Source organism: Desulfocurvibacter africanus subsp. africanus DSM 2603 (assembly GCF_000422545.1).
Lineage (GTDB): Bacteria > Desulfobacterota > Desulfovibrionia > Desulfovibrionales > Desulfovibrionaceae > Desulfocurvibacter > Desulfocurvibacter africanus.
Genome location: NZ_AULZ01000014.1, coordinates 83,911 through 107,639 on the forward strand (window position 1 = coordinate 83,911; position 23,729 = coordinate 107,639).

Genomic DNA, 23,729 nt, shown 5'->3' on the forward strand with positions numbered 1-23,729 from the left:
TCCTGGCCGGCCTTTTCCATTATGTACGCCTAAATGGAGCGTGCCGTGGTAGATGTCGCAAGGGAGTAGATTTCATGGGGGTCAAGGATGAGCACCACGCTGCCATCGCCCATGATTGTCGCACCGGACACGCCCTTGAGGTCGAAGTCGCTCAGGTAACTTCCAAGAGGTTTGATGACAATTTCCTGGCGTTCGAGCAGCTTGTCAACGACGATTCCCAGCCTGCGATCCTGGTCCTGTATGACCACAATGGGCAGAATTTCCCTTTGTTCCTCGCCGATCGACAAGCCAAGGATCTCGCGCAAATCAACCACGCCCAACACATCGCCGCGCAGGGTCACGGCCTTGCGGGTGTTCACTTCCGTCAATCTGCTCGCCTCGATCTTGGTCGTTTCCGAAACAGCATCCAGGGGAATGGCGAACACCTCGTTATCAATGGTGACCATGAGCGCGTCGATGATCGCCAGGGTCAGCGGAAGCAGCAGAATGAACTTGGCGCCCTTGCCCACTTCGGAAGTGATGCTCACGCTGCCCTTGAGGTTCTTGATGTTGTTACGCACCACATCCATGCCCACGCCGCGACCAGAAATATCCGTGATCTTTTCGGCAGTGGAAAAGCCCGGGGCGAAGATGAGCTCGATAGCCTCCCGGTCGTCCATTGCCGCAGCCTCTTCCTCCGAGATCAACCCTTTCTTCACCGCAGCGCGGCGCATCTTGACGGGATCGATGCCTCGGCCGTCATCCGCGATCTCGATGGCCACGGAGTTGCCTTTATGGTAAGCCCGCAACCATACCCGACCCATCGGCGGTTTGCCCGCCGCCGTTCGTTCTTCGGCCGTCTCGATGCCGTGATCAACGGAGTTGCGAATGAGATGCACGAGAGGGTCGCCGATGACCTCGACCAAACTCTTGTCCAACTCCGTTTCCTCTCCCTCGGTGAGCAACTCCACGTCCTTGCCGCTTTTGCGCGACAAATCTCGAATAAGACGGGGAAAGCGCGAAAAGACAGAGGACACCGGAACCATGCGCACCTTCATGATGGTGTCCTGCAGGTCGTCTGAGATGCGCGCCATGGCGTCGGTCGTTTCGGACAAGGATTGGGCGACTTTCTGCACGTCCTCCTGGCCGGACTCCAAGGCCCTCGCCAGCATGGAAAAGCGATTGCGGTTAATAATCAGCTCGCCGATGACGTTCATGAGATGGTCCAGTTTCTCATGATCCACGCGGATGGTGGTTGTGGCCTTGGCCGCTGCCTTTTGCGACGCTTGAGCCTGACCAGCCTGCGCCGACTTCGCGGCTGATGGCGCGGCGGTAATGCCGGTGGTGGGCTCGCCATCCTCCAGCTCCATTATCTCATCGATCTCCGCAGGCGCGGCCTCTTCCTGTCGGGTCCTGTCCAAAGAGGCGGCTAAAGCTGGTTTTGGAGCAGCCACAGATGACTTGGCAGACGGCTCCGCGTCGCCGGATTTGGAGCCGTACGTCGAGCGCAGGACGGAGAGCCGCTTGTGCACTCCGTCGGCGATGATAGAGCATTCCTGCTTGAGAATGTCGAGCATGAGCTCGAAATCGAGGCCGCTCTTGCGCGCCTGGTCCACAAGGCCGGCCGTGCGCTCGGCCATGACCTTGAGGTCGCCGAAGCGCATGTAGCCGCAAGAATTCTGGATCGTCATCAGGCTGCGGTAAAGGCCATCGACAAAATCCTTCTGCGAGCTGTCCTGGGACAAGGTGCGCAGCGCGATGCCGATATTTTCGAGCTGTTGAACCACTGTCTGGTCAAAAGCCTGCACGTCCTCGGGATCATACTCGCCCTCGGCCATGCTGGAGGATGCGCTATCCCCAGCCGATGCGGAGTCGGCGGGAATGTCGCCCTCCAGGGCTCGCTTGACTCGCGCCAGGGTAAGTCTGGTGTCCACGGGCTGAATTCTGGCCGTTTTTGAGTCCACCTGCGAAAGGATCTCGGCCATGGCATCCGACACGGCCAGCAAAAGGTCGATCAGGCCTCGACTTGGCGCCAATTCGCCCTTGCGCACGCGGCCCAGAAGCGTCTCGGCTTCGTGAGTCAGGGCATTGAGTTCCTTGAAACCGATTATGCCCGAGTTGCCCTTGATGTTATGGAAGTAGCGGAACAAATCGTTGATGAGTTCCTTATTGCCTTGCGGATTCTTCTCCAACTGCAACAAGGCATTGCCTAAGCCATCCAGGATCTCCTCAGCCTCTTCCAGAAAATCCTGCAGGTGTCCTTCGCCGATAACGGTCAAGGTGTAGGGTTCGGCGTCGAACGGTGGCAAATTCTCCACATGGAGCGGTTGGGCTTTTTCTTTGCGCTTGCCCGGCTTCGGAGGCACTGTTGAAACAGATGAAGGTTTGACCGAGCCACCGCCGTTCATGAGCGACTCGATATGCGCGATTATGTCACGCGTTTCAATGTCGCCCTCATCATTGGCGGTTTCCAGATTGTTGATCATGTTGGTCAGGGCATCAGTGGCAGAGAGTATGAGGTCCATAATCTCGGAAGTCGCGACCATCTTCCCGTTGCGCAATTCATCCAGGATACTCTCGGCCTTGTGGGCCAGACCATTGATCTTGTTCAGCCCAAGAAATCCCGAGGCACCCTTCAGGGAATGCATGGGTCGGAATATATCGTTGAGCAGATCCGAGTTTCCAGGCGACTTTTCCAGCTCCAGAAGCGCGGGCTCAATGGTTTCCAGGTGCTCCCTGGCCTCGACAATGAAATCCGAAAAGATTTCAGGATCCAAGAAATCCTGGCTCATAGCATGTCCTCTGCGTCATGCGCTGTCACACTGCCTGCCGTTTCCAAAAAAACCAACCGGCACGGCATCGGCTATTCAGTGCCGAGCAGCATCCTGATGTTTATGACCATCTTTTCCGGCTGTGCCGGCTTTACCAGATAAAGATTAGCGCCAAGATTCATGCCCTGTTGGATGTCCTTCTCCTGACCTTCGGTGGAAAGGACGACGATAGGCGTATCCTTGTACGCCTCTTGCTCGCGCACGATCTTGATGAAAGTGAATCCATCCATGCGAGGCATGTTGACGTCCGAGATTATCAGGTCAATGGAGTTGGAGTAGAGCTTCTCGAGTCCGTCAAGGCCGTCCTCGGCCGTAGTCACCTTGAAGCCTTCCTTCTTCATGATGAAGGCCACGAGGTTGCGGACGGTTTTTGAATCGTCCACGATAAGGATATGCTTGGACATGGCTTTCTCCTACCTCGCTATGACCCTATCAACAAGCTGGTCGATGGAGAGTATGTTGATGAGCTTATCGTCCTTTTTCATCAAGCCCGCGACAAAAGCGGAACTGATGCCCACCTGGGACTCGACATTCCATTCGATATCCCGCGCCGGGGGACGGTACATGGTCGAAATGGCCGTGACTATCAGGCCGACCTGCAGTCCCTTGTGCCGGCAGACTACGATGAAGCGGTCGATTTTACCGTTTCCTTCCTGGCCACTCCTCTGTCCCATCAGAGCCCGCAAGTTCAAAAGCGGTGTGACCTTTCCGCGCAGGTTGATGACGCCGGACACAAAGACCTGCGCCGACGGAATCTTAGTGGGCTCGATGTAGCGAATGACTTCCTGAATGCACTGGATGGGCAGGGCCATCTCCCGTGCGTCGAGCAGGAAGCTTACAAGTTGCAGCCCTTCCTTGAACCTCAGATCCTCCGCCTTTTCCTCTTCCCTGGCTGGGGCCGCGGCATGCACGGATTTGACAGGCGCAGCCTTTTCCTGGTTCAGCGGCTTATCCGGAGCAGTCGCGGCAGGGCTTCCCTGGCCCTTTGCCTTGCCCGCCAATTGACTATCCACCACCGTGTTGGCGACAGCCGATGCCGCAGGGACCTGGGCCTCCGGGGCTATGGAAGGCGGGGCTTTCTCCGCGGGCGCGGAAACAACCATGGGCGTTACAGGGGCAGAAACGACAGGAGCTGACGGACCAGTCTGGGCAAGTCGTTCCTGGGTTTTGGCTGGTGCGGCTTGTGCCGCTCCTTGCACGATGTCGATCTCCCTGGGATCGACCCTGGGCACCTTGGCCAGGAACTGCTCGCCGTCCATGCCGAGGTATTTGTCGATGAAGGCCTGTTCCGCATCGCTAAACGGACAGTCCTTCTGAACTTCTTCTGGGATGAAGACGCTTTCCGTTATGTACTCTTCAGGAGTTTTCATGAGCGATAATCTCTTTGGCGAGTTGGAGGTACTGCTTGGCGCCACTACACTTGGGATCAATGTCGAAGATCACCTGTCCCTGGGCGCTGGCTTCCCGAAATTTAGTATCCATGCTGATGACCGATTTGAAGAGGCGGTCAGGCATCTTCTTTGTGAGGATGTCGAGCACCCTGCGACAGGCGCTGGCGCGCTGATCGTACATGGTGGCCAAAGCGCGAAAACGGATTGGCCGCCCCAAAGCCTTGCTCAAAGTACGGATGGTGTCGAAAATGAGCCGCACGCCATGCAGGGCCAAAAAATCGGTCTGGATTGGAATAATGAGCAGATCTCCGGCCACCAGTGCGTTGACCAGGATGATGCCCACATGAGGCGGGCAATCCAGGAGGACATAATCATATTCGGAGCTCACGGCCTCCAGGGCCTTGCGCAGGATGAGCCCCTTGCCAGGCTTATCCTTGAGATCCACCTCCAGTTCGGAAAGCCGGATGTGGCTGGGCACGAAGTCGAAGCCGCTGCCCTTGTCCGGATAGATGATCCTGTCCCAGATATCAGGCTCCGGGCCTTTAGACAGGAACAGATCAAGCACTGTGTACTTGAGCTTCTCCGGAAAGAAGGCCATGTGGATGGAGGCGTTGGCATGCGGGTCTAAATCCACGACCAAGACCTTCTTCTTGAGTCTGACCAAGGCCGCGCCCAAGGACAGGGCCGTGGTGGTCTTGCCCACTCCGCCCTTCTGGTTGGCGATCGGCAGTATTGTTGCGCCCACGGTCTTCCCTCTGTTGCGGTTAGTGACGCCTACGGACATAAGCCCGCCCGACTCCCGCGCTTTATTTTCTTAGTTCGCTTTGAATCTTGAGATGCAACGCCTTCCAATCATCCTGATCGATATCCACGAACTTGATGCCCAACATCGAACCGCGCAGGCCTGCTTCCACACGAACAACCTCGCCGATGGCCTGCATGCTCTGATCGGTGGCGCTCTCGAAGACCTTTAGGAAACCTGGATGAAACTTGTTCAAGCTCGGTATGAAGATACGCACCTGAACCTTGTCCCCTGCCTCAAAGGTGCCTCGGCACTCCACACGTAATCCGCCAACGCTTATATCCACGCTCTCCACGAACTGCGCCGGATGCGCATTCAGGGGGAAGGCAAGCTTCCTGATCTCGACCCGAAAGCTTTTGGGCAGCCGCGTGTATTCTCTTTTCTCTTCAACCACGGATTTCATGCCCGGCTAATCCTCCTTGCGGTAGATAATGGCGCCGGGATGATGCACCGGTTTGAAAGCTCGGGTTATATTGTGCAGCGACTCGGAATGGCCGATGAACAGATAGCCACCGGTAAGCAGGTTGTCGTAAAAGGAGCTGATGACCAACTTCTTCATCTCGTCATCGAAATAAATGATCACATTGCGACAAAAGATCAGATGAGAGCGCTCCACCCGTTTCATCAGCGCTCTGTCGCTAAGGTTGATGGCGCCGAAGGAGACGAGTTTCTTGACTTCCGGCTTGATCAGGAACTTGCCATCCTGCGCCGTAAACCACTTGTCCACTATGACCTTGGGAGTGGTACGTAGCGCGTACTCCGTGTATACGCCCGCGCGGGCGGACTGAAGCACGTTTTCAGAAAGATCGTTGGCCGTGATCTTGATGTTCCACATGCTGATCTCTGATCCCAGGGCTTCATGCAGAATAATGCCCAAGGTATAAGGCTCTTCGCCTGTGGAGCAGCCTGCCGACCAGATGCGCAGCGTCCGTGTACGCTTCTTGCGTTGATCCTCGAGTATCTCGGGCAATACCTTGTCTTGAAAGACCTGAAGCTGCGGCGGATTGCGATAAAAGCTCGTCTCGTTGGTCGTCACTGCATTGAAGAGCTCGGTCATCTCCCCTTGACGCTTGGAGTCGTACTGCAAATAATAGTAATACTCGCCGAAATCTTTTAGATTCAGAATCTTGAGTCGATTGGCGAGACGATTTTCCAGCAGATACTTGCGATTGTCGGCGATGAATATACCGCTCTTCTGATAGATGAAGTCGCGCAGCTGAGCGAACTCGCTATCACTTATCTTGAGTTCTTTTCCAAGAGTGATTGTCTTGGAGAACAGGGATGACATCTAGCGTACCTCTTCCTGGTCCTGAATCATCGCAACGGCTTCTGCTGCGGCGGACTGGATCTGCGGATCGTCATGGCTTGTCAACTCCAACAGGGCGCGAAAGGCGGCACGCCCTCCGATCTCGCCAAGGCACGCGATGGACTTGATTACCAGAAGCGTGTTCTCCGAATGCAACAGGGGAATCACCAGTGGTATGGCGGAAGTCTCCTTGCGTTCGGCAAGCGCTTCCATTGAACGTATGCGCACCCAATCGTTGCCGTCATCCAGGCCCTGCATGAGCAGCGGCACGGCACCGTTCAGAGCCATTTTGCCGAGCTCTTCGACCACGGCCATGCGTACTTCGGGCACCTCATCGCTCAGAACACCAGCCAAAATGGGCAGAACGCTCTCGTCGGAACCGCACAGCGTGACGAGCGCCTCCACGGCAACCTTGCGCACGTCCGGCACCTCGTCGCCAAGGGCTTCCTCGATCCTGGTCTTGGAGGTCATATCACCGGATTTGCCCAAGGCGTAGACAGCCATGAGACGATGCACCGGGTTTTCGCTACGAAAGAAATCCTCGAAACGTTCGCGCATGCTGCTGTCGAAAATGGCCAGGCAAGCCTCCAGCGCAGCTTCCTTGACGTCGTCGTATGGATGGTCGAGCAGGCCGAAGAGCTTGTCGCCAGCCTGCTGCGCCTTGACCTTCATGCCCAGGAAAGCGATGGCGCCTTTAAGCACGGTACCGTCATTATGCCGGTCAAGGATATCCATGAAGAACAGTGTGTCCTCCGGGCCCCCAACGCGCAGCAGGGCCGAGACTATCTCGCGCTGGATGTCGCGGCTCTTGGCCCAGAAGGCCTGCATAAGCGCCTGATTGAGGGTATTGTCCTTGAGCCTGGCCATGACCTCCACGGCCACCGTGGCTTTCTGGCCATCGTCCTGGTTCAGAACCTGGATCAGGGCTGGGCTGGGCCCGATGGCCACGAGCATGTCGATGGCGTGTAGGATACGCTCGCGATCAAGCTCCGGGTTCATTTTCCCGGCCAAGTCCAGTATCTCTACAGCAGCCGCGTCATTGCCCAGGTATCCCAGGCCATGAATGGCCGCGTCCTGGATCTCGACATCCTCGTCCCGGATGGCCACCAGCAGGTAGTCGCGGAACTTCTCCCGCTCTTTTTCAGTGAGCAGGGCCAGGGACTTGCCGCCCAGGATCTTAACCACGGCCTTGACAATCTTGTTGCGCAAAGCCGTCGGACTGGCGTCCATGCGACGCAGAAGCAGATTGACGGCCTTGATATTGCCCATCTCACCCAAGGCATCAACAATCATGGAAGCAACGAGATCCGAGGTACGGTTCAGAGCCAAGACCAAGGCACCCACCGACGTGTCGTCCTTGATTTTGGCCAAGGCTTCGATAACTGCGAACTGTACCCACTCCTCGTCCTCCAGGGCCCTGTTTAGACAACGCGCGCCCTCATGGAAGGCCAAATCTCCCAAACTGACGGCCGCCTGGTAGCGCACGTTGACTTCGGGGTCCTTGAGCAGCGCATCGCATAGCGGCGCCACGGCCAGGACATTGCGAGTGGAGCCGAGGATGTCCGCGGCAAAGATGCGGATGTCGGCATCGTCATCGCGCAGGATGGTCACCAAAGACTCGAAATCCTGGTCGCCAACGGAGCGAAGGATATCCATGGCCACGTTGCGCACGGGTGCCTCGTCGCTACGCAACAGTGGCAACACGGACCTGACCGTGCTGGCTCCTCCGAGCTTGCGCAAGGCGACCTCGGCCGCCTCCTGGATGCCGATATTCTTGCTGCGCAGGAGCCCGGCCAGAAGTGGCACGCTTTCCTCGCACCTGGACTCGCCCGCGTTGTAGGCCGCCTCGCGCACGAGCTCGGTCTGGCCGCTGGACAACTGTGTAAAAATACTCTGGCATTCCGCCATCTTATACCTCAGATGCGGGTCCGCCACACGACCGCGACGCTAATGCGCACGGTCAGGCCGACCCGGCAGGCCGCAACCTCAATTCTCGTACAGGCTGCTGATGATTGCCGGACCCATTTCGTCAATCCCTAATATTCCATCGGCAAGTCCCGCATCGACTATAGCCTTGGGCATGCCGTAAACCACGCAGGTGGCATCATTCTGGGCCAAAACCCGGCCGCCACGAGCCTTGAGTTCGCGAATTCCTTCCAAACCATCGTTTCCCATGCCCGTAAGAATGACCCCCAGAGCTCGACGCCCCAGAGTCTCAGCCACCGAGGAGATGAGCACGTTGACCGATGGCTTGTAGAGGGCGCCGGCTGGGTCCGGACTCACGACGACATCGAGCTTGGTGCCCCGTTGGGCTATCTTGAGGTGCTTGCCGCCGGGCGCAATGTAGACCGTACCGGGCTTAAGCGGCTCGCCGTCCTCGGCTTCCTTGACGCTGATGGCGCATACGTTGTCCAGCCTTTTGGCGAAGGGTCCCGTGAAGGCTGGCGGCATGTGCTGCGCAATAAGGACCGCGGCCGGAAAATCCACGGGCAAGGAGGACAGGACCTTCTGCACCGCCGGAGGTCCTCCCGTGGAAACGCCGATAGCCACTATGTCCCGTACAGGCCGCCCGCCAATGGCCGCGATGCGTTCGCGCAGGTGCGACTCGGCAGTACGCGGCACGGGTCGAAACGGTATCCGGTGGCGTAACTTCCGCTTGGCAACGGCCTTAACCTTTTTCTGTAAGTCAGCTTCGATCTTTATGATATCCAAGGAAACCTTGGACAATTCCTTGGAGATGAAATCAACGGCTCCGAGTTCCATGGCCTTGAGCGTTGCCTCGGCGCCTTCGGTGGTCAGCGAGCTGACCATGATCACCGGCCGGGGCATTTCCATCATGATGCGTCGCAAGGCGGTCAAGCCGTCCATGACGGGCATCTCGATATCCAGCGTTACGACATCGGGGTCGAGTTCGCGGATGCGTTCGATCCCTTCGTTGCCGTTATGGGCCGTACCCACGACCTGGATTTCCGGGTCCTTCGCGAGCATGGTACTTATAGCCTTGCGCATGAAGGCGGAATCATCAATGACGACTACCCGAATCAATGTTCTCCCCCTGTAATGTAAAGCGCTTGTCGCCTTCCGCCCTATTGTAAAGGCTGTCTTGATCGCACATTATAAGGGTTACTAGCGCAATCACCGGCTTATCCTGGCGTTTATGCAAACACTGCGCGAGCTTATGCTTGCCGAGTGCTTCAGAATACAGTTACTACTGCATATAACGTCTAGAGGACTTCAAAAATAGCACCGAATACGAGGAAAAGCTAGATATCTGTGTGCCGCGCCCGTTTCGGGCCAGCGACAGCATAAAACATGATCTGCATCTGACTGGAGTAAAACAGTTTTCGTTTAAACTATCTTGACCTGCACCCCTAAGACAGCGAAAAGGGGCTGTCACATTTCCCGTAACTGCGGCTGTCAGGATGTAATTCTCTTTTGCCTTGTTCTCTTCCTGGACTTATGATCGTGACATCACCGTTAGGTCGATAAAAGGACATACCATGAATCAAGACCCCATTAACGACGGCAACACCCCCAAGCAGGGCGTTCAGCCCTCAACGGAGGAGCCGATCAAGGCCGGCGGAAGCTCTGCGGTCACCCAGGTGGAGCCTGACGAGGGGCTCAAAGAAATGACTCTGGAAATGCTCCCGCCCCTCCTCCGAGAGGCCTTGTCCCGTGCAGGCTGGACCAGTCTGATGCCTGTTCAAGCAAAGTCCATGCCCATAATAATGGGCGGCCACGATCTCATGGTTCAATCCAGGACCGGCAGCGGTAAGACCGGGGCCTTCGTGCTGCCCATCTTGGAACGCATTGATCCGAATTTGGCCGCTACCCAGGCCCTTGTGCTCGTACCCACGCGTGAACTGGCCCGCCAAGTGGCCCACGAGGCCGAGGTACTGGTAGGAGACCGCGCCAGAGTCGTGGCCGTCTATGGGGGAGTAAGCTTCGGCAAGCAGGTCGAAGGCTTCAAGGCCGGAGCGCACATCGTGGTCGGCACGCCCGGCCGCATCCTGGACCACCTGCTGCGCCACAACTTCAATCTGCAGGAGTTGCGAGCGCTTATCTTTGACGAGGCCGACCGCATGCTGTCCATCGGCTTCTATCCCGACATGAAGCAGGTGCAGCGGTACATGCCCAAACGGCGCGTCAACACCTTCATGTTCTCGGCCACCTACCCAGCCTTCGTCATGCGTTTGGCAGGCGAGTTCATGCACAAGCCGCAGATGCTGTCCCTATCGAGCAAGCAGGTACATGTGGCAGAGGTGCAGCACGTCATTTACGAGGTGCCGCGCATGGGCCGCGAGCGGTGCCTCATGCGCATCATCGAGGTGGAGAACCCAACCTCGGCCTTCATCTTCTGCAATACCAAAGCCCAGGTGGAATACGTATCAACGGTGCTGGCCAATTTCGGCTACGACGCCGACGGCCTCACCGGCGACCTGTCTCAAAGCAAACGTGAGAGCATCTTGGACCGCGTACGCGCGGGCTCCCTGCGGCTGCTCGTCTCCACGGATGTGGCCGCGCGTGGCATCGACATTCCCGACTTGTCGCACGTCATCATGTACGAGCCGCCCGAGGACCCCGAGTCCTACATTCACCGAGCCGGACGCACCGGTAGGGCTGGAGCCAGCGGCGAGGTCATTACCCTGGTCGACGTCATCCAGAAGCTTGAGATGCAACGTCTGGCAAAGCGCTTCACAATCGACCTCGTGACACGTCCCTTGCCCACGGATGAAACCGTGCGATCCGTGGCCTCGGAGCGCGTGACCGCGCTTCTGGAGTCCACTCTACGCGCTCGGCCGCCTCTAAAACAGGAACGCATGATGCGCTTCATGCCCCTGGCACAGGAATTGGGCAAAAACGAAGAGGAACTGGCCATCATCGCCATGCTCCTGGACGACTATTATCAGCAGACTCTACACTCTCCGCCCGAACTGCCGGTTATCCGCCAATCCGCGCCTCGCACGGAGCCGGTAACGGGTCACGAGCCAGCCTCCGCGCATGAAGGCGAAGAACGCAAGAAGCGCCGCCGTCCTCGCAATAGGCACAAAAAGAGCTCAGGAACAGACAACAGGGGAAGTGACGCCTAACCCTTGCGCCCCACATTGATCTGAGGAGGGTCCCCCCTCCTCAGGCTGCTGATGTAGTATGGCTTGGCCGGCCAACGACCTGCACTCGCTTGCCTTCACCTGTGCCCCCGCAAGAAATGCATAATGTGCCTTTCCCGCCTAGACGGCGGAAATGCTCACAAGTCAGCAACACTAGCACTGCTAGGCGTTGCTGACAGGGGCTGTCTATGATCCAAAGGGGAATTCAAGCCAGAACGGTTAGCAATTAGCCAGAGAAACACACAGTCATTAAACCGTCTCCTCTTGCATAATCAGAGGACCCTTGTTCAAAGCGATTGCTCGTGTCTTTGTTAAGAGCCTCTCTTGTCGGATCTGATTTCCTTGGATGCTAGAGCAATTTGCGTTTGAACTGAGAGAGGGCGCTGCCCTCTCTCAGACTCTCTCCCGGCAGGGAGCGGCGCTCCCTGCACCCCCATTTTTCATTTTATTTGCAAGGTGCTGTATTGCCATACGGCAAGCTAATCACGCCTACATCATTTTGTAAGACGCGCGATTGGGGGCCGCCTAAGAATGGCCTTGCAGAGACGCAAAAAGCCCGACCTGGAAATCCAGGTCGGGCTTTGTAGATTCAGGAGGATTCAGCTTACTTGCCGAAAGCCTTCTCGAAGGGGGGCACGACCTGCTTCTTACGGCTCATGACGCCCTTGAGCCAAACGGAGTCGCCGTTGGCCTTGACGCCGAAGGCCTTCTCGACCACGGAGGCATCCTTGGTCGCGATAAGCATCTCGGAGCCTTCCTTCATGATGTCGGTGAGCAGCAGGAACACGCTGTGGCGGCCTTCGCCCTGCATCTTCTTGATCTCGGCGAGCAGGCCAGCCTTGACGGGCTCGAGGATGGACAGATCGACAACTTCCAGCTGGCCGATGCCGATCTTGTTGCCGGACATGTCGAAGTCCTTGTAGTCGCGGTGCACCAGATCCTTCATGGAGGCGCCCTCGACGGCGGACTTGACCTTGAACATTTCCATGCCCAGGGCCATGACGTCCGTCACGCCGGCGATCTTGGCCAGGGCCTCGACAGCCTTCTTGTCATCATCGGTGCAGGTCACGGACTTGAACATGACCGTGTCGCTCAGGATGGCGCAGAGCATGCCGCCGGCGATGCCCTTGGGAATCTCGATCTTGTAGAAGTCGTACATGCCCTTGATGACGGTGCAGGTGCAGCCGGCGGGCCAAACCCACATGGTCAGGGGGTTGGAGGTGGTGATGTCGCCCAGCTTGTGGTGGTCGACAATGGCCAGCAGCTCGCCCTTGGCCAGATTTTCCACGGTCTGGGCGATGTCGGAATGGTCGACCAGCATGATCTGCTTGCCGGTGGCATCGTCGATCAGCTCGGGAGCCTTGAGCCCGAACTTGTCCGCAACGAACTTGGACTCGGGGGTGAGAGCGCCCTGAGCGGCGGCAACGGCCTGAATGCCGCGCTTGGTCATCAGGTCGGCAAGAGCAATGGCGGAAACGATGGAGTCGGTGTCCGGATTCTTGTGTCCAACAACATAGGCAGCCATGGTAGGTTCCTCCTATATGGAATTGCGAAATTGCAGCCAAGAGAGGCTTGTGCCAAATAGCACAAACATACTGCGCTGCCAAGACATTTCCACATCCAGTCTATGGAAAACTCATTATGTACCAAGATTTGCAAGATAAGCCGCAAACGCTGTAGCTGCCGCAGCCACGGCCAGCAGAATGTACCCAGGCCGGAAACGAATGGAAAGCAAACCGCCCAGACTGGCACCGAACCAGACATGCCACCATTTTACCGGCAGCAGGACAACATACCGCTGCAGGAACGGCAAGACTAATCCGGCGATCCACACGAGCGTAATGGAGCTGACGAGGAAGAAAAGCCAATTAATGATGGCCATTCGAACGAAGCCCTTGCGCACGAGCCCCCCGGGAGAGAACGCGTCCATTCCGCCACGGGAAGAACGCAGCAGCTCGTTGTAGCTCTTGTTCTGCCGTTCACGTTCCATGGCCTCGATGCGCGTGCCAAGCCAGGCCAGGGGCAGACAGGCGATGATGGCCAGCACTGCTAAAGGTGGAGCAGTGAAATGATAGACTTCTACGAGAGTCAACGCCGCCAGGGTCGATGCGGCCATTTGCGGGGGAATGAAAGTGCCCGCAGGTATGAGATCCATCCAGAACAGCTCGAAGAACAGGCTGATGGAAATCGCTGTGGCCAGGTCACCGAAAAGCAGGCCCCACACGAGGCCGATAGCCAGCGGCCGCTCGAGGAGGCCTATGTTGAGCTGGAAACGGAAGAGGGAAAACAGGACAAAAAAAAACCGACAAGGGGCAACAGCGCCTGCAAGGGCATCTGGCCCAAGGTCACGAAAAGATCCTCACCTGGACGGAATCGTTGGGCACGCAACGGAAGTCCAGCTTGACACCCTTACGGCTGAAGAATTCGATGCAGGACTGATCTTCATCGCCAAGTGCGACGTGCGCACAGATCTGTCTCTTTCCAGGACTGTAATGGAGATTGCCGATGTTCAACCCTTCGAAGGCGAAGCCCTGCTCGTATGCCCGCCTGGCGTCGGGACAAGACGAAAAAAGGACAAGGGCATTGGACCGATCACCAGTGCTGAAACGGGCCACCAAATCGGTCACGGCATTGATTTTTGTAAAAACGACTTTTACATCGTTGGGAATGGCCAAAGACATGATCTCCTGGCGCAAGGCATCGGTGGCCAGTTCGTCATTGGCAATAATAAGCAGCGCCGCCCCGGTATAGGGCAGCCATGTCTCGATGATCTGGCCATGGATCAAGCGGTTGTCGATGCGCACCCAGAGCATGGCTTATCCGTCTGCGATCTTCTGCCGCAGCACCTCGCCGGCCACGACAATACCCTGCACACCGGCTTTTTTGGCTTCACGGGCCAGATCCGCCGGCGGCAGATGCCTGCTGCCGAATACCTTGAGCAGCATGGGCAGGTTCACGCCGGTGATGACCTCGATATGCGCCGTGCCAAGCAAGGACAAACTCAAGTTGGTGGGCGTCCCGCCGAACATGTCCGTCAGGATAAGGGCGCCATTGCCGGTATCGGTGTCCTGAATGGCGGCCTTGATGGTCCGGACAGTTTCTTCCACATTGGAAGTCACATCCACGGGGATGGACCGGCAGCCACCCTGCTGACCCAGGATGAGTTGAGCCGCTGCCAGCAGACGTTCGCCATAGTCCGTGTGCGTGACGATGATGACGCCCGTGATCTTGGGCTGGTCCTTGCGTATAACTTTCATCGCGTTCTGATTATCGCCTCGCCTTTCCCCTGTCCACAGGCAATTAGAGCATTTTGCTTTTGAAAATGCTCTGCAAGCCATGCGTCGGCATGGCTTGCCGCCGCGTAGGCGCAATTCACTTGCGCCGTCAACGCCGGAGCGGGCGTCTTAACAGACTGTTGAAAAAGTCCGTCCTGGACTTTTTCAACTCCGTAATAGTGGAGCAAAGCTCCACTATTACGGGCGATTGCTTCGCAACCAGCGGGCCTTCCTGGCCCGCACAGCCCTTTTTCCAACGGGCTGTCAAAAGCAATCTGCCCTAAAAATCAGCCCTTCTCGATATGCCGATGCTCAAGACTGACGGCGTAGCCCTGTTCCTTAAGGTTCCTGAACAGCATCTCGGCGGCGGCGACAGATCGATGCCGCCCCCCGGTGCAGCCGAGACCGATGGTCACCCTGAAGCGGCCCTCGCGAGCATAGAGCGGCAAAAGAAATAAAACAAACTCCATGAGCTTGTTCGCAAAAAGCTTTCCGCTTTCGTCCTGAAATACATAATCGGCGACAATCTGGTCCTTGCCCGTAAGTGGACGCAGCAGAAGATCGAAATACGGATTGGGCAGAAAACGCAAGTCGAAGAGGAGGTCGGCTTCCTTGGGCGGGCCGTACTTGAAGCCGAAGGAGATTATGTGCACGCGCAGGCCGGAGGTTTGCTCCTCCAGATAACTCCATTTCTCCTGCAACACGCGCCGGAGGTCGTGCACCGAATAATGCGTGGTATCGAGCACTAAGTCGGCCTCGGCACGCACAGGTTCCAGCAGGTTCCGCTCCAACTCAAGGGCCTGTTGCAGGCCGAGTTGCTCGGACTCGAGCGGATGGGGCCGCCGGGTGGTGGCGTAGCGGCGCATGAGCTCCGGCAGTTCAGCCTCGATGAAGATGACCTGCAGGGAGATGTCATACTGAGCCAAATCTTGCCGGGCCTGACCCCATTGACGAAGGAAATCCTGCTGACGGATATCCATGCCCAAGGCCAGCCCCTTGCCGGGCAACACCTCCTGCCCCTCATACAGGCTAACCAGCTTGGGCAGCATGGATGCAGGCAGGCCGTCCACGCAGAAAAAACCCAAATCTTCAAACACATTCAAGGCAGTGCTCTTCCCTGCTCCGGACAGCCCGGTCAGAACGAGCACGGGAATAGGCGAAGGCCTAGGCATGGAGCGCCTCGATCAAAGTGTTTTCAGCAAGGTGTACAGCTCGTCGCGCCCCTCGGCCTCAAGGAAGGAACGCCGGAATCCCTCGTCCTTGAGCAGTTTGGAGATGTGCGCCAAAATGCGCAGATGCATACCCGCGGCCTGTTCCGGAGCCAGCACCAGGAAGAAAATGGTGCATGTCTTGCCATCCAGGGATTCGAAACGCACCCCTTGGCGGCTACGGCCGACCACGAGAATGATCCTGTCGAGTCCCACGAGCTTGCCGTGAGGAATAGCCACGCCATCGCCGATGCCAGTCGTGCCCAACTGCTCGCGCTCCAGCAGGACCTGCAACGCATTGGCCAGGTCCAGATCTGGGAATTCGCTTTTGAGAGGCTCGACAAGTTCAGTCAACGCCTCCGACTTGGCTACCGCAGCCAAGTCCGGAAGAACGAGATTCTTGTGCAGGTAATCCGCAATCAGCATGTGCTCATATCCCCGGATCGATGAGGCCGTAGTTGCCGTCCTTGCGCTGATAAATGACATTGACGCGCTCGGTCTCGGCATTGTGGAAGACCAGGAACTCATACCCCAGGCTCTCCAGCTGCATGGCCGCCTCGTCCACATCCATGGGCTTGGGGATATAGCTGTCTGTCTGGATGATGGTGCGCTCCTTGCGGTCACCGGCCTGCGCATAACTGAACACGTCCAGGCGAACCGAAGTCTGTCCGGGCTTTTTGCGCAGGGATTTCTTGTCGCCGCTCTTTTTGACTTGCGCCACGAGCTTATCCAAGACCATGTCGATGGTGGCGTACATGTCCTGTGATTCCTCATTGGCGGACAGATGCAGACTATCGCCGGAAAGAACCACTTCGGCCATGTGCCGATGCTTCTCGACACTCATATTGACCTGCAGCTCGGCACTGTTGATCCCATGCTTGGAGAGCTTGCCAAACCGGGTTCGCGCGTAGTTCTTGAGGTGCTCGGAAGGCTCGAAGTTCTTGAACGTGAAATGGATGTTCATACCTGCTCCTTTTGCGCGGGGTTGGCAGAAATCAGAAGATTTGCTTGCGCTTGGAAGAGGATTCGATGCCCAAGGCCGAGCGGTACTTGGCCACGGTCCTGCGGGCAATATTCACCTGGAGTTTTTCCTTGAGAATCTCGGCTATGCGCTCGTCGCTGAGAGGCCTCTTGGAGCTTTCGTCGGATATGAGCTGCTTGATGAGCGCCTTGACGCTCTCCGAGCCTACTTGGCTGCCGTCATCAAGGTCCAGGGCGCTATTGAAGAAAAATTTCAGCTCGAAAACGCCATGAGGCGTGGCGACATACTTGTTGGTCGTAATGCGGCTGACCGTGGACTCGTGCATGCTGATATCGTCGGCTACATCCTTGAGGATAAGGGGCTTCAGATGGGTGACCCCCTCCTCGAAGAAGTCGCGCTGAAAGCGCAGAATGCTGTCGAGGACCTTGTAGAGCGTACGCTGGCGTTGGTAAAGGCTCTTCATGAGCCAGACTGCCGAGCGCATCTTCTCTTGCATGTATTCCTTATCCGAGGAATTGCAACCCTGCAGGCTGTCCATATACATGGAGTTGAGCTGCAGCTTGGGCATGCCCTCCTCATTGAGCATGATTACGAATTCATCGTTGAATTTGTATACGTAGGCGTCCGGGCTGACATAGTACGGCTCGGTGGAGGAGTAGCTGGCTCCCGGCAAGGGCTCCAGGGTCTGCAGAACCTCAAGGTACTCCTTGAGCTGATCGAGAGTGATCTTGAATTTGCGAGCCAGAGGTTTGTAGCGCCGTTTTTCCAGGTCTTCCAGATGCTCGGAAACCAATGCCCGCAGTATGGGGTCATTGTGTTCATAGACATCGAGTTGCACCAGCAGGCACTCCTGAGGGGTCCTGGCTGCGACGCCCACGGGATCGAAACGCTGGATGCGCCGCAGGATCACCTCGACCTCTTCCGGCGTGGTGTGCGCCATGGCCGCGATTTCCTCGGCCGTGGACTGCAAGTAACCCGCCGGGCTCAGGCAACCGATAATGATCTCGCTGACTTGCTTCTGCTTTTCGCTGAAATCGGAAAGCCGCACCTGCCAGAACAGGTGCCCTTCCAAGGACGGCTTTGAGGAAAGGCGAGCCTCGAAACTGACGCCATCCTCGGGAACTTCGGACTCGCGCATCTGCATCTGCTTGCCCGAGCTGGAAAACTCACCGAGGTAATCTTCCCAGTCCGCATTGCGGGTCAGTTCACGCGTCAGAATCTCATCGCGATCCTTGGAAATTTCCTGAACAGGCTCATGGACCTCAAGGGCCTGGATCTCATTACCAAGATCACTGGCCTGTCCCTCTTCGAGCAGCGGGTTCTCCATGAGTTCCTGCTGCACGGTATCGAGCAGCTCGAGCCGGGAAAGCTGAAGCAGCTTGATCGCCTGCTGCAGTTGGGGAGTCATGACCAACTGCTGCGAAAGTTTGAGTTGTTGTCGTAGTTCTAAGCCCATAATCTCCCAATGGCGTTCACGAAGGATTCGTTGCCGCGACGGCAGTGCAGTGACGCCTTCCCGTATAAATAAAGCGGCCTGAAGGGCTTCGGGGAAAGCGTATCCACAGTTTCATCAGGCAGCCGTGGGTGTATTCATGCCATACTTGATGTGTGTATGCAACCATTGCGCCAGAACGCGAGAAGCATTGTGGGACAAGGATTCTTAGATATCTCTTCCCTGCAGACGAAAGCCTTGGCCCAGGTAGACCTGCTGTGCCTTCGGATCGGAGACTATCTGCTCTGGGGAGCCCTCCAGGATTATGCTGCCTTGGTAGGCCAGGTAGGCTCGATCGCAAATAGACAGGGTTTCACGTACGTTGTGATCGGAAATGAGCACGCCGATGCATTTTTCCTTGAGTCCTTTAATGATATCCTGGATATCCAGCACGGCCAAGGGATCCACGCCGGCAAAGGGCTCGTCAAGGAAGACGAAACGGGGACGGCGGATAAGGGCGCGGGCGATTTCGAGCCGACGGCGCTCGCCGCCGGAAAGGCTCGAAGCCTTCTGGCCCGAAAGGCGCGTGATGCCCAGTTCATCCAATAGCTCCTCGGCCCTGACGGCCCGCTCACGGCGGGAGAGCCCCGTATGCTCCAGGATGATGTCCATATTCTGCCGCACGGTGAGCTTTTTGAATACGGAACTCTCCTGGGGCAGATAGCTGATGCCCAACCGCGCCCGTTCGTGCAGCGGCAGCATGGTAATTTCGCGCTGGTCAAGGAATACCGTGCCGTCATTCGGCTTCACGACGCCCGCCAGCATATAAAAGGTGGTCGTCTTGCCGGCGCCGTTGGGTCCCAGGATGCCCACCACTTCTCCCTGAGTGATGTCCAGGTTCACATTGGAAACAACGTCGCGCTTTCCATAACGCTTCTTGAGGCCCGCAGCCCGCAATTGAGAGAACTCGTTCTGGCTCATTTCTTCTTCTCGGCCCCCTTCTCGGGGGTAACGAAGATCATCTCCACGGGGCGTTTGGTGTTGCCAATGACCTCGCTACGGTTCTCATTGATATAGATCCGTATTTCCTTGCCTTGAAGGGTATTCTCACCTTCCTTGAGGACAGGATCGCCCTCCAGGATAATCATGCTCTTATCCGCCAGGTAGGTGGCCTTGCGGCATTTGCCCTCGCTCTGGCCTCGGCGCATGCGCACGTTGCCCAAGGCGATAATCCTGTTGATGCGCGAAGCGCCCTCGGTTGTGGCGAAGGCCATATCCGGTCCGCTGGCGCCGCTCTTGCCATCACCGTTCGGACGCAGGTCGATTTCGATACGATCGGCCCACAATTCCATATCCTGCCGAACGACATGCACCTTGCCCTCAAATACGGCCCGGTTGCCTTCTTGGGAATAAGTCAGACGATCCGCTGTCACCTTGGTGGGGACAAGGTTCTCCTCAGCGGCCTGGGCAGTGATGGGCAGTATCCACGCCATGGCGCAAATTAGGAATACGATAAGATGGCTAGGGTGCATTAGCTTTCAAGGGGTCAGTAAAAATCTTGTCAGTACCGGATTCGACAACCACTCCGCCCTCCGCGACAAAGACGCGCGCATTCAAGTCAAAATGCATGACCGGCGCCATGAGCGTGACCCCTTCCTGCTTAACGACCGCTCCGCCGCTAGCGGTCAACAAACCCTGGCCATCATACATTATCTCCTTGGCCGTAAGCGAGGCTTTTTCATATACGGCCGTAACCTCAGGCCAGAAATGAACCTCGCTGCTTTCCTGATGCACGGAGCCTTGAGGGGCCCGGACATGCAGCAATTTGTCACTTGGCTGCGTGAAGTAGTCTATGTTGGGAGTCTGGACGAGCACGAGTCCTTTCTCCTGATCATAGCTCGCGCTTTCGGCTCGCAAACGCCAGATGAGCTTACCCTCGTTTCCATGGGTTAGTTCAATTCCCTTGGCGGCCATGTCGATTTCGACATCAGTGACGAAGCCGCTGAGATCGGGCATGAGCCCGGCTCGCTCGGTAAGCTTCACCAGCGCGAAGCCGATTACGGCGAGCAGGGACAACACCAGAAAGAACACGGCCAGACGCCTGAGCACCTAGCCGCTCCAGTGCCGATAGGCTTGCTCGTATGTGCCCTGGGCCTTGAGAATCATCACGACGGCTTCGCGCACTGCCCCGTGGCCTCCGTGCGCCGAGGCGACCCAGGCTGCCAGCGCCCGGATCTCGGGCTGGGCATTGGGCACCGCCAAGGGCAAGCCTACACGAGCCATGGGTGCCGCGTCCACCCAGTCGTCGCCCATATAGGCGATCTCGTCGTAACGGATGCCCAATTCCGCGCATAAAGCGTCCAAGATGGGCAGCTTCTGCACGTGGCCGGCGAAGTAATGCTTGATGCCGAGATCCTTGATCCTGCGCGCGACACCTGCATGGTCAAGGCCGCTTATGACCGCGAAATCCAAACCCATGTGCTGGCCGGCCTTGATGCCAAGGCCGTCCTGGACGTCGAAGCGTTTGGTGATGCGGCCTTCCTCGTCGTACGCGAGCCCGCCGTCGGTCAGGACTCCATCGCAATCCAGAACCAGGAGCTTCACCCTGCGTGCGCGTTCTTCAAATGTCATTAGAGCTCGCTCCTGACTGACCTGTTTCAGGCTCTCGCCCTACTTGGACGTTTCCTTATTGACCTTGGCGGCTTTGATGAACTCCCTGAAAAGCGGATGCGGCCGCATGGGATTGGACTTGAACTCCGGATGGAACTGACAGCCCAGAAACCAGGGATGGTCCTGGCGCTCTACGATCTCCACCAGCTCTCCGTTCGGCGACAAGCCGCTGAACACGTAGCCGTGCTCCTCGAACTGCTTGAAGTAGGCTTTGTTGAACTCGTAGCGGTGGCGATGGCGCTCGGTGATGTCCGTCTCCCGGTAGGCGTCGAAGGCTTTGGTGTCGGTCTTGACCTCGCAGGGATAGCCGCCAAGACGCATGGTGCCGCCTTTGGCGCTGTCCTTTCCACGCTTCTGCACGCACTTGCTGCGGAAATCATACCACTCGGTCATGAGATAGATGACCGGATGGGGAGTGGTCAGGTCGAACTCCTCGGAATTGGCCTTATCCAGCCCGATGACATTGCGCGCGCCCTCGATAACCGCACACTGCATGCCCAGACAGATGCCGAAGAAGGGCACCTTGTTCTCGCGGGCGTAGCGAATGGCTTCGATCTTGCCTTCCACGCCACGGGAGCCGAAGCCTCCGGGCACGAGGATGCCGTCAAGATTCTTAAGCTTGTCAGCCACGTTCCGGGGCTGAACCTCCTCGGAATTGACGTAGACCAGATCCACGGCCACGTCGTTGGCCACGCCGCCGTGAATGAGCGCCTCGTGCAGGCTCTTGTAAGCCTCCTTGAGGTCCACATACTTGCCCACGATTCCGATGGTCACTCTGCCCTGGGGATTCTCCAGCTTGTAGACCAGGGTTTTCCACTGCTCCAGGGCCGCGTTCTTGGCCGGCAGGCGCAGCATGATGGCGATCTTCTGGTCTACGCCCTCGCTGTAAAACTCAAGCGGCACCTCGTAGATGCTCTTCACGTCCCTGGCCGTGAACACTGCGTCCTTGTCCACGTTGCAGAACAGGGCGATCTTGTCCTTGATATCCTTGCTCAGGTCCACTTCCGAGCGGCACAGGATGATGTCGGGCTGGATGCCGATGGAGCGCAGCTCTTTGACGCTGTGCTGAGTGGGCTTGGTTTTCACCTCCCCTGCGGTGCGCAGGAAGGGCACGAGGGTCAGGTGGATGTAGAGCACGTTGTCCTTGCCCAATTCTCCACGCAGTTGCCGAATAGCCTCCAGGAAAGGCTGGCCCTCGATATCGCCAACCGTGCCGCCTATCTCCACGATAACCACGTCTTCATTGGTGGCCACGCCGGTGATGCAGCGCTTGATCTCGTCGGTAATGTGCGGAATGACCTGAACCGTGCCGCCCAAGTAGTCGCCGCGGCGCTCCTTGGTGATGACCGAGTTGTAGATGCTTCCGGAGGTAAAATTGTTGCGCTGGGTCATGTAGGCGTCGAGGTAACGCTCGTAGTGCCCCAGATCCAGGTCGGTCTCGGCTCCGTCCTCGGTCACATAAACCTCGCCGTGCTGGAAAGGGTTCATGGTGCCGGGGTCCACGTTGATGTAGGGATCGAGCTTCTGGATGGTCACCTTGAGCCCACGGGCCTTGAGCAGCACACCGATGGAGGCTGCCGCCAATCCTTTGCCCAGGGAAGAGAGAACACCGCCGGTAATGAATATGAACTTGGTCTGCATGGTCATCCCATCCTTACTCTGCTGATAAGCAAGACACTCATATGTATTTCTTAGCGCCAACGGCGAGTGAAGCTCCGTGGCTTCCCGCACACAAAAAAAGAGGCGGCCGCAAGGAACCGGACACCTGGGGTCTCTTACCGGCCGCTATCACGAAGCATCGGCTTCGCGTGAAAGCCTCGGGAGATTCAGCGCCTTGAGTTGACTCGGCCACCGGCTCTCCTTATCTTCGCTGAGCCCCGCCCAAGCTAGTCAGGCGGGAACCCCCTGTCAAGAAACCAATGTGGAGGTCGCACGGTGGCCTTAGTAAAAGCCCTCGTCATCACCGGCTATGGAACCAATTGCGAAAAGGAATCGGCCTATGCCGTGCGCCAGGCCGGCGCCGATGAGGTCAACGTCGCCTACTTCTCGGACCTGGTCTCGGGCCGCATCCGGCTGGACCCATTCAACTATCTTATCTTTCCAGGCGGCTTCCTGGACGGCGACGATTTGGGCGCGGCCCAGGCCGCGGCTTTGCGCTGGCGCTACGCCAAAACCTCCGAGGGAGAACCCATCGTCTCCCAACTCGAACGCCTGTTCGCGTCCGGCGGAGTAATCTTGGGCATATGCAACGGCTTCCAGCTCTTGGTCAAGCTCGGGCTGCTGCCTGCCATGGACGGCGCCTACTTTGAGCGCCAAGCCTCCTTGGGCAACAACGACTCCGCCCGTTTTGAGGACCGCTGGGTGCAGCTCAAGGCCAATCCTGCCTCGCCTTGCGTATTCACCAAGGACCTGGGCGTACTCGCCCTGCCCATACGTCACGGCGAAGGCAAGATGGTCTTTCAGGACGCCGAGCTCATGGGCAAGGTCGTGCGCGAGAATCTCGTGGCACTGCAATATGTCCATCCCGAGACTGGCGAGCCCACCGAAGAGTATCCATTCAACCCCAACGGCTCTCCCCTGGGCATCGCCGGCCTGACCGACCCTTCGGGTCGCATCCTCGGCCTTATGCCCCATCCCGAGGCCTTCAACCATCCTACCAACCATCCGGGCTGGACTCGCGGCGAACACGCCGAACTCGGCATCTCCGTGCTGGCGGGCGGCGTGCGCTACCTGAAGGCGCAGTAG

Annotated in this window: 23 protein-coding genes; 2 read left to right on the forward strand and 21 right to left on the reverse strand. The window is 57.5% G+C overall.

The window, feature by feature from the left end:
- Window positions 1-29: 29 nt before the first annotated feature.
- The 8 genes from H585_RS0110940 to H585_RS0110975 all read right to left on the reverse strand — a co-directional run bounded on the left by H585_RS0110940 (window position 30) and on the right by H585_RS0110975 (window position 9,354).
- The gene (locus H585_RS0110940) at window positions 30-2,771 is read right to left on the reverse strand and encodes a chemotaxis protein CheA (protein ID WP_027367841.1); all 2,742 of its coding nucleotides are present in this window, start codon (window positions 2,769-2,771) and stop codon (window positions 30-32) included.
- Window positions 2,772-2,842: 71 nt separating this feature from the next.
- The gene (locus H585_RS0110945) at window positions 2,843-3,214 is read right to left on the reverse strand and encodes a response regulator (protein ID WP_014261087.1); all 372 of its coding nucleotides are present in this window, start codon (window positions 3,212-3,214) and stop codon (window positions 2,843-2,845) included.
- A 9-nt stretch (window positions 3,215-3,223) separates the two neighbouring features.
- Entirely contained in the window at window positions 3,224-4,180 is a 957-nt protein-coding gene (locus tag H585_RS0110950; RefSeq protein ID WP_027367842.1) for a chemotaxis protein CheW, read from the reverse strand.
- A complete protein-coding gene (locus H585_RS0110955) occupies window positions 4,167-4,985 on the reverse strand; it encodes a ParA family protein (protein WP_005983424.1) in 819 nt (272 codons plus the stop codon). The genes H585_RS0110950 and H585_RS0110955 overlap by 14 nt, the downstream gene beginning before the upstream one ends.
- Before the next feature lie 22 nt (window positions 4,986-5,007).
- Window positions 5,008-5,406, reverse strand: coding sequence for a PilZ domain-containing protein (locus tag H585_RS0110960; protein ID WP_027367844.1), 399 nt, complete (start codon window positions 5,404-5,406; stop codon window positions 5,008-5,010).
- 6 nt (window positions 5,407-5,412) lie between these two features.
- Window positions 5,413-6,291, reverse strand: a complete 879-nt coding sequence (locus H585_RS0110965; RefSeq protein WP_027367845.1) for a CheR family methyltransferase — start codon at window positions 6,289-6,291, stop codon at window positions 5,413-5,415.
- Window positions 6,292-8,217, reverse strand: a complete 1,926-nt coding sequence (locus H585_RS0110970) for a HEAT repeat domain-containing protein (protein WP_027367846.1) — start codon at window positions 8,215-8,217, stop codon at window positions 6,292-6,294.
- Between the two features lie 78 nt (window positions 8,218-8,295).
- Window positions 8,296-9,354, reverse strand: coding sequence for a protein-glutamate methylesterase/protein-glutamine glutaminase (locus tag H585_RS0110975; protein WP_027367847.1), 1,059 nt, complete (start codon window positions 9,352-9,354; stop codon window positions 8,296-8,298).
- A 455-nt stretch (window positions 9,355-9,809) separates the two neighbouring features.
- On the opposite strand from H585_RS0110975, the gene H585_RS0110980 reads away from it, so the two are divergent.
- On the forward strand, window positions 9,810-11,399 hold the full coding sequence (locus H585_RS0110980; protein WP_027367848.1) for a DEAD/DEAH box helicase: 1,590 nt from the start codon (window positions 9,810-9,812) through the stop codon (window positions 11,397-11,399).
- Window positions 11,400-12,021: 622 nt separating this feature from the next.
- Here the strand turns inward: H585_RS0110980 and H585_RS0110985 are convergent.
- From H585_RS0110985 to H585_RS0111045, 13 genes are all read right to left on the reverse strand, one after another.
- The gene (locus H585_RS0110985; RefSeq protein WP_027367849.1) at window positions 12,022-12,942 is read right to left on the reverse strand and encodes a manganese-dependent inorganic pyrophosphatase; all 921 of its coding nucleotides are present in this window, start codon (window positions 12,940-12,942) and stop codon (window positions 12,022-12,024) included.
- 114 nt (window positions 12,943-13,056) lie between these two features.
- Complete coding sequence (locus H585_RS0110990; protein ID WP_274532706.1) at window positions 13,057-13,707, reverse strand: PTS sugar transporter subunit IIC; 651 nt, start codon at window positions 13,705-13,707, stop codon at window positions 13,057-13,059.
- 55 nt (window positions 13,708-13,762) lie between these two features.
- Complete coding sequence (locus H585_RS0110995; RefSeq protein WP_014261096.1) at window positions 13,763-14,230, reverse strand: PTS sugar transporter subunit IIB; 468 nt, start codon at window positions 14,228-14,230, stop codon at window positions 13,763-13,765.
- A gap of 3 nt (window positions 14,231-14,233) precedes the next feature.
- On the reverse strand, window positions 14,234-14,674 hold the full coding sequence (locus H585_RS0111000; protein ID WP_051183085.1) for a PTS sugar transporter subunit IIA: 441 nt from the start codon (window positions 14,672-14,674) through the stop codon (window positions 14,234-14,236).
- A gap of 305 nt (window positions 14,675-14,979) precedes the next feature.
- Window positions 14,980-15,864 carry an RNase adapter RapZ gene (gene rapZ / locus H585_RS0111005; protein WP_014261098.1) on the reverse strand — a complete coding sequence of 295 codons (885 nt, stop codon included), beginning with the start codon at window positions 15,862-15,864 and terminating at the stop codon, window positions 14,980-14,982.
- Between the two features lie 12 nt (window positions 15,865-15,876).
- Window positions 15,877-16,326 carry a PTS sugar transporter subunit IIA gene (locus H585_RS0111010; RefSeq protein ID WP_027367852.1) on the reverse strand — a complete coding sequence of 150 codons (450 nt, stop codon included), beginning with the start codon at window positions 16,324-16,326 and terminating at the stop codon, window positions 15,877-15,879.
- 4 nt (window positions 16,327-16,330) lie between these two features.
- Window positions 16,331-16,864: a ribosome hibernation-promoting factor, HPF/YfiA family gene (hpf, locus tag H585_RS0111015; RefSeq protein ID WP_005983399.1), complete on the reverse strand. Its 534-nt coding sequence runs from the start codon at window positions 16,862-16,864 to the stop codon at window positions 16,331-16,333.
- Window positions 16,865-16,895: 31 nt separating this feature from the next.
- Window positions 16,896-18,338: an RNA polymerase factor sigma-54 gene (gene rpoN, locus H585_RS0111020; RefSeq protein ID WP_027367853.1), complete on the reverse strand. Its 1,443-nt coding sequence runs from the start codon at window positions 18,336-18,338 to the stop codon at window positions 16,896-16,898.
- Window positions 18,339-18,542: 204 nt separating this feature from the next.
- A complete protein-coding gene (gene lptB, locus H585_RS0111025) occupies window positions 18,543-19,295 on the reverse strand; it encodes an LPS export ABC transporter ATP-binding protein (RefSeq protein ID WP_027367854.1) in 753 nt (250 codons plus the stop codon).
- Window positions 19,292-19,807 carry an LptA/OstA family protein gene (locus H585_RS0111030; RefSeq protein WP_102046955.1) on the reverse strand — a complete coding sequence of 172 codons (516 nt, stop codon included), beginning with the start codon at window positions 19,805-19,807 and terminating at the stop codon, window positions 19,292-19,294. The genes lptB and H585_RS0111030 overlap by 4 nt, the downstream gene beginning before the upstream one ends.
- A gap of 28 nt (window positions 19,808-19,835) precedes the next feature.
- Window positions 19,836-20,423: an LPS export ABC transporter periplasmic protein LptC gene (lptC, locus tag H585_RS0111035; RefSeq protein ID WP_027367855.1), complete on the reverse strand. Its 588-nt coding sequence runs from the start codon at window positions 20,421-20,423 to the stop codon at window positions 19,836-19,838.
- Complete coding sequence (locus H585_RS0111040; RefSeq protein ID WP_027367856.1) at window positions 20,424-20,945, reverse strand: KdsC family phosphatase; 522 nt, start codon at window positions 20,943-20,945, stop codon at window positions 20,424-20,426.
- Window positions 20,946-20,984: 39 nt separating this feature from the next.
- Window positions 20,985-22,625 carry a CTP synthase gene (locus H585_RS0111045; RefSeq protein WP_027367857.1) on the reverse strand — a complete coding sequence of 547 codons (1,641 nt, stop codon included), beginning with the start codon at window positions 22,623-22,625 and terminating at the stop codon, window positions 20,985-20,987.
- A gap of 294 nt (window positions 22,626-22,919) precedes the next feature.
- Here H585_RS0111045 and H585_RS0111050 point away from each other — a divergent pair, with 294 nt between their 5' ends.
- On the forward strand, window positions 22,920-23,729 hold the full coding sequence (locus H585_RS0111050) for a phosphoribosylformylglycinamidine synthase subunit PurQ (protein WP_027367858.1): 810 nt from the start codon (window positions 22,920-22,922) through the stop codon (window positions 23,727-23,729).

Excerpts from the sequence above, each read along its gene's own strand:
- H585_RS0111030 (WP_102046955.1), bottom strand. The coding sequence starts at position 19,807 with ATGGCGTGGATACTGCCCATCACTGCCCAGGCCGCTGAGGAGAACCTT.
- H585_RS0111045 (WP_027367857.1), bottom strand. The coding sequence starts at position 22,625 with ATGCAGACCAAGTTCATATTCATTACCGGCGGTGTTCTCTCTTCCCTG.
- H585_RS0110955 (WP_005983424.1), bottom strand. The coding sequence starts at position 4,985 with ATGTCCGTAGGCGTCACTAACCGCAACAGAGGGAAGACCGTGGGCGCA.
- rapZ (WP_014261098.1), bottom strand. The coding sequence starts at position 15,864 with ATGCCTAGGCCTTCGCCTATTCCCGTGCTCGTTCTGACCGGGCTGTCC.
- rpoN (WP_027367853.1), bottom strand. The coding sequence starts at position 18,338 with ATGGGCTTAGAACTACGACAACAACTCAAACTTTCGCAGCAGTTGGTC.
- H585_RS0111000 (WP_051183085.1), bottom strand. The coding sequence starts at position 14,674 with ATGAAAGTTATACGCAAGGACCAGCCCAAGATCACGGGCGTCATCATC.
- H585_RS0111010 (WP_027367852.1), bottom strand. The coding sequence starts at position 16,326 with ATGCTGATTGCGGATTACCTGCACAAGAATCTCGTTCTTCCGGACTTG.
- H585_RS0110970 (WP_027367846.1), bottom strand. The coding sequence starts at position 8,217 with ATGGCGGAATGCCAGAGTATTTTTACACAGTTGTCCAGCGGCCAGACC.
- H585_RS0110985 (WP_027367849.1), bottom strand. The coding sequence starts at position 12,942 with ATGGCTGCCTATGTTGTTGGACACAAGAATCCGGACACCGACTCCATC.
- H585_RS0110960 (WP_027367844.1), bottom strand. The coding sequence starts at position 5,406 with ATGAAATCCGTGGTTGAAGAGAAAAGAGAATACACGCGGCTGCCCAAA.
- H585_RS0110945 (WP_014261087.1), bottom strand. The coding sequence starts at position 3,214 with ATGTCCAAGCATATCCTTATCGTGGACGATTCAAAAACCGTCCGCAAC.
- H585_RS0110980 (WP_027367848.1), top strand. The coding sequence starts at position 9,810 with ATGAATCAAGACCCCATTAACGACGGCAACACCCCCAAGCAGGGCGTT.
- H585_RS0110995 (WP_014261096.1), bottom strand. The coding sequence starts at position 14,230 with ATGCTCTGGGTGCGCATCGACAACCGCTTGATCCATGGCCAGATCATC.
- lptB (WP_027367854.1), bottom strand. The coding sequence starts at position 19,295 with ATGAGCCAGAACGAGTTCTCTCAATTGCGGGCTGCGGGCCTCAAGAAG.
- H585_RS0111040 (WP_027367856.1), bottom strand. The coding sequence starts at position 20,945 with ATGACATTTGAAGAACGCGCACGCAGGGTGAAGCTCCTGGTTCTGGAT.
- H585_RS0110965 (WP_027367845.1), bottom strand. The coding sequence starts at position 6,291 with ATGTCATCCCTGTTCTCCAAGACAATCACTCTTGGAAAAGAACTCAAG.
- hpf (WP_005983399.1), bottom strand. The coding sequence starts at position 16,864 with ATGAACATCCATTTCACGTTCAAGAACTTCGAGCCTTCCGAGCACCTC.
- H585_RS0110950 (WP_027367842.1), bottom strand. The coding sequence starts at position 4,180 with ATGAAAACTCCTGAAGAGTACATAACGGAAAGCGTCTTCATCCCAGAA.
- H585_RS0110940 (WP_027367841.1), bottom strand. The coding sequence starts at position 2,771 with ATGAGCCAGGATTTCTTGGATCCTGAAATCTTTTCGGATTTCATTGTC.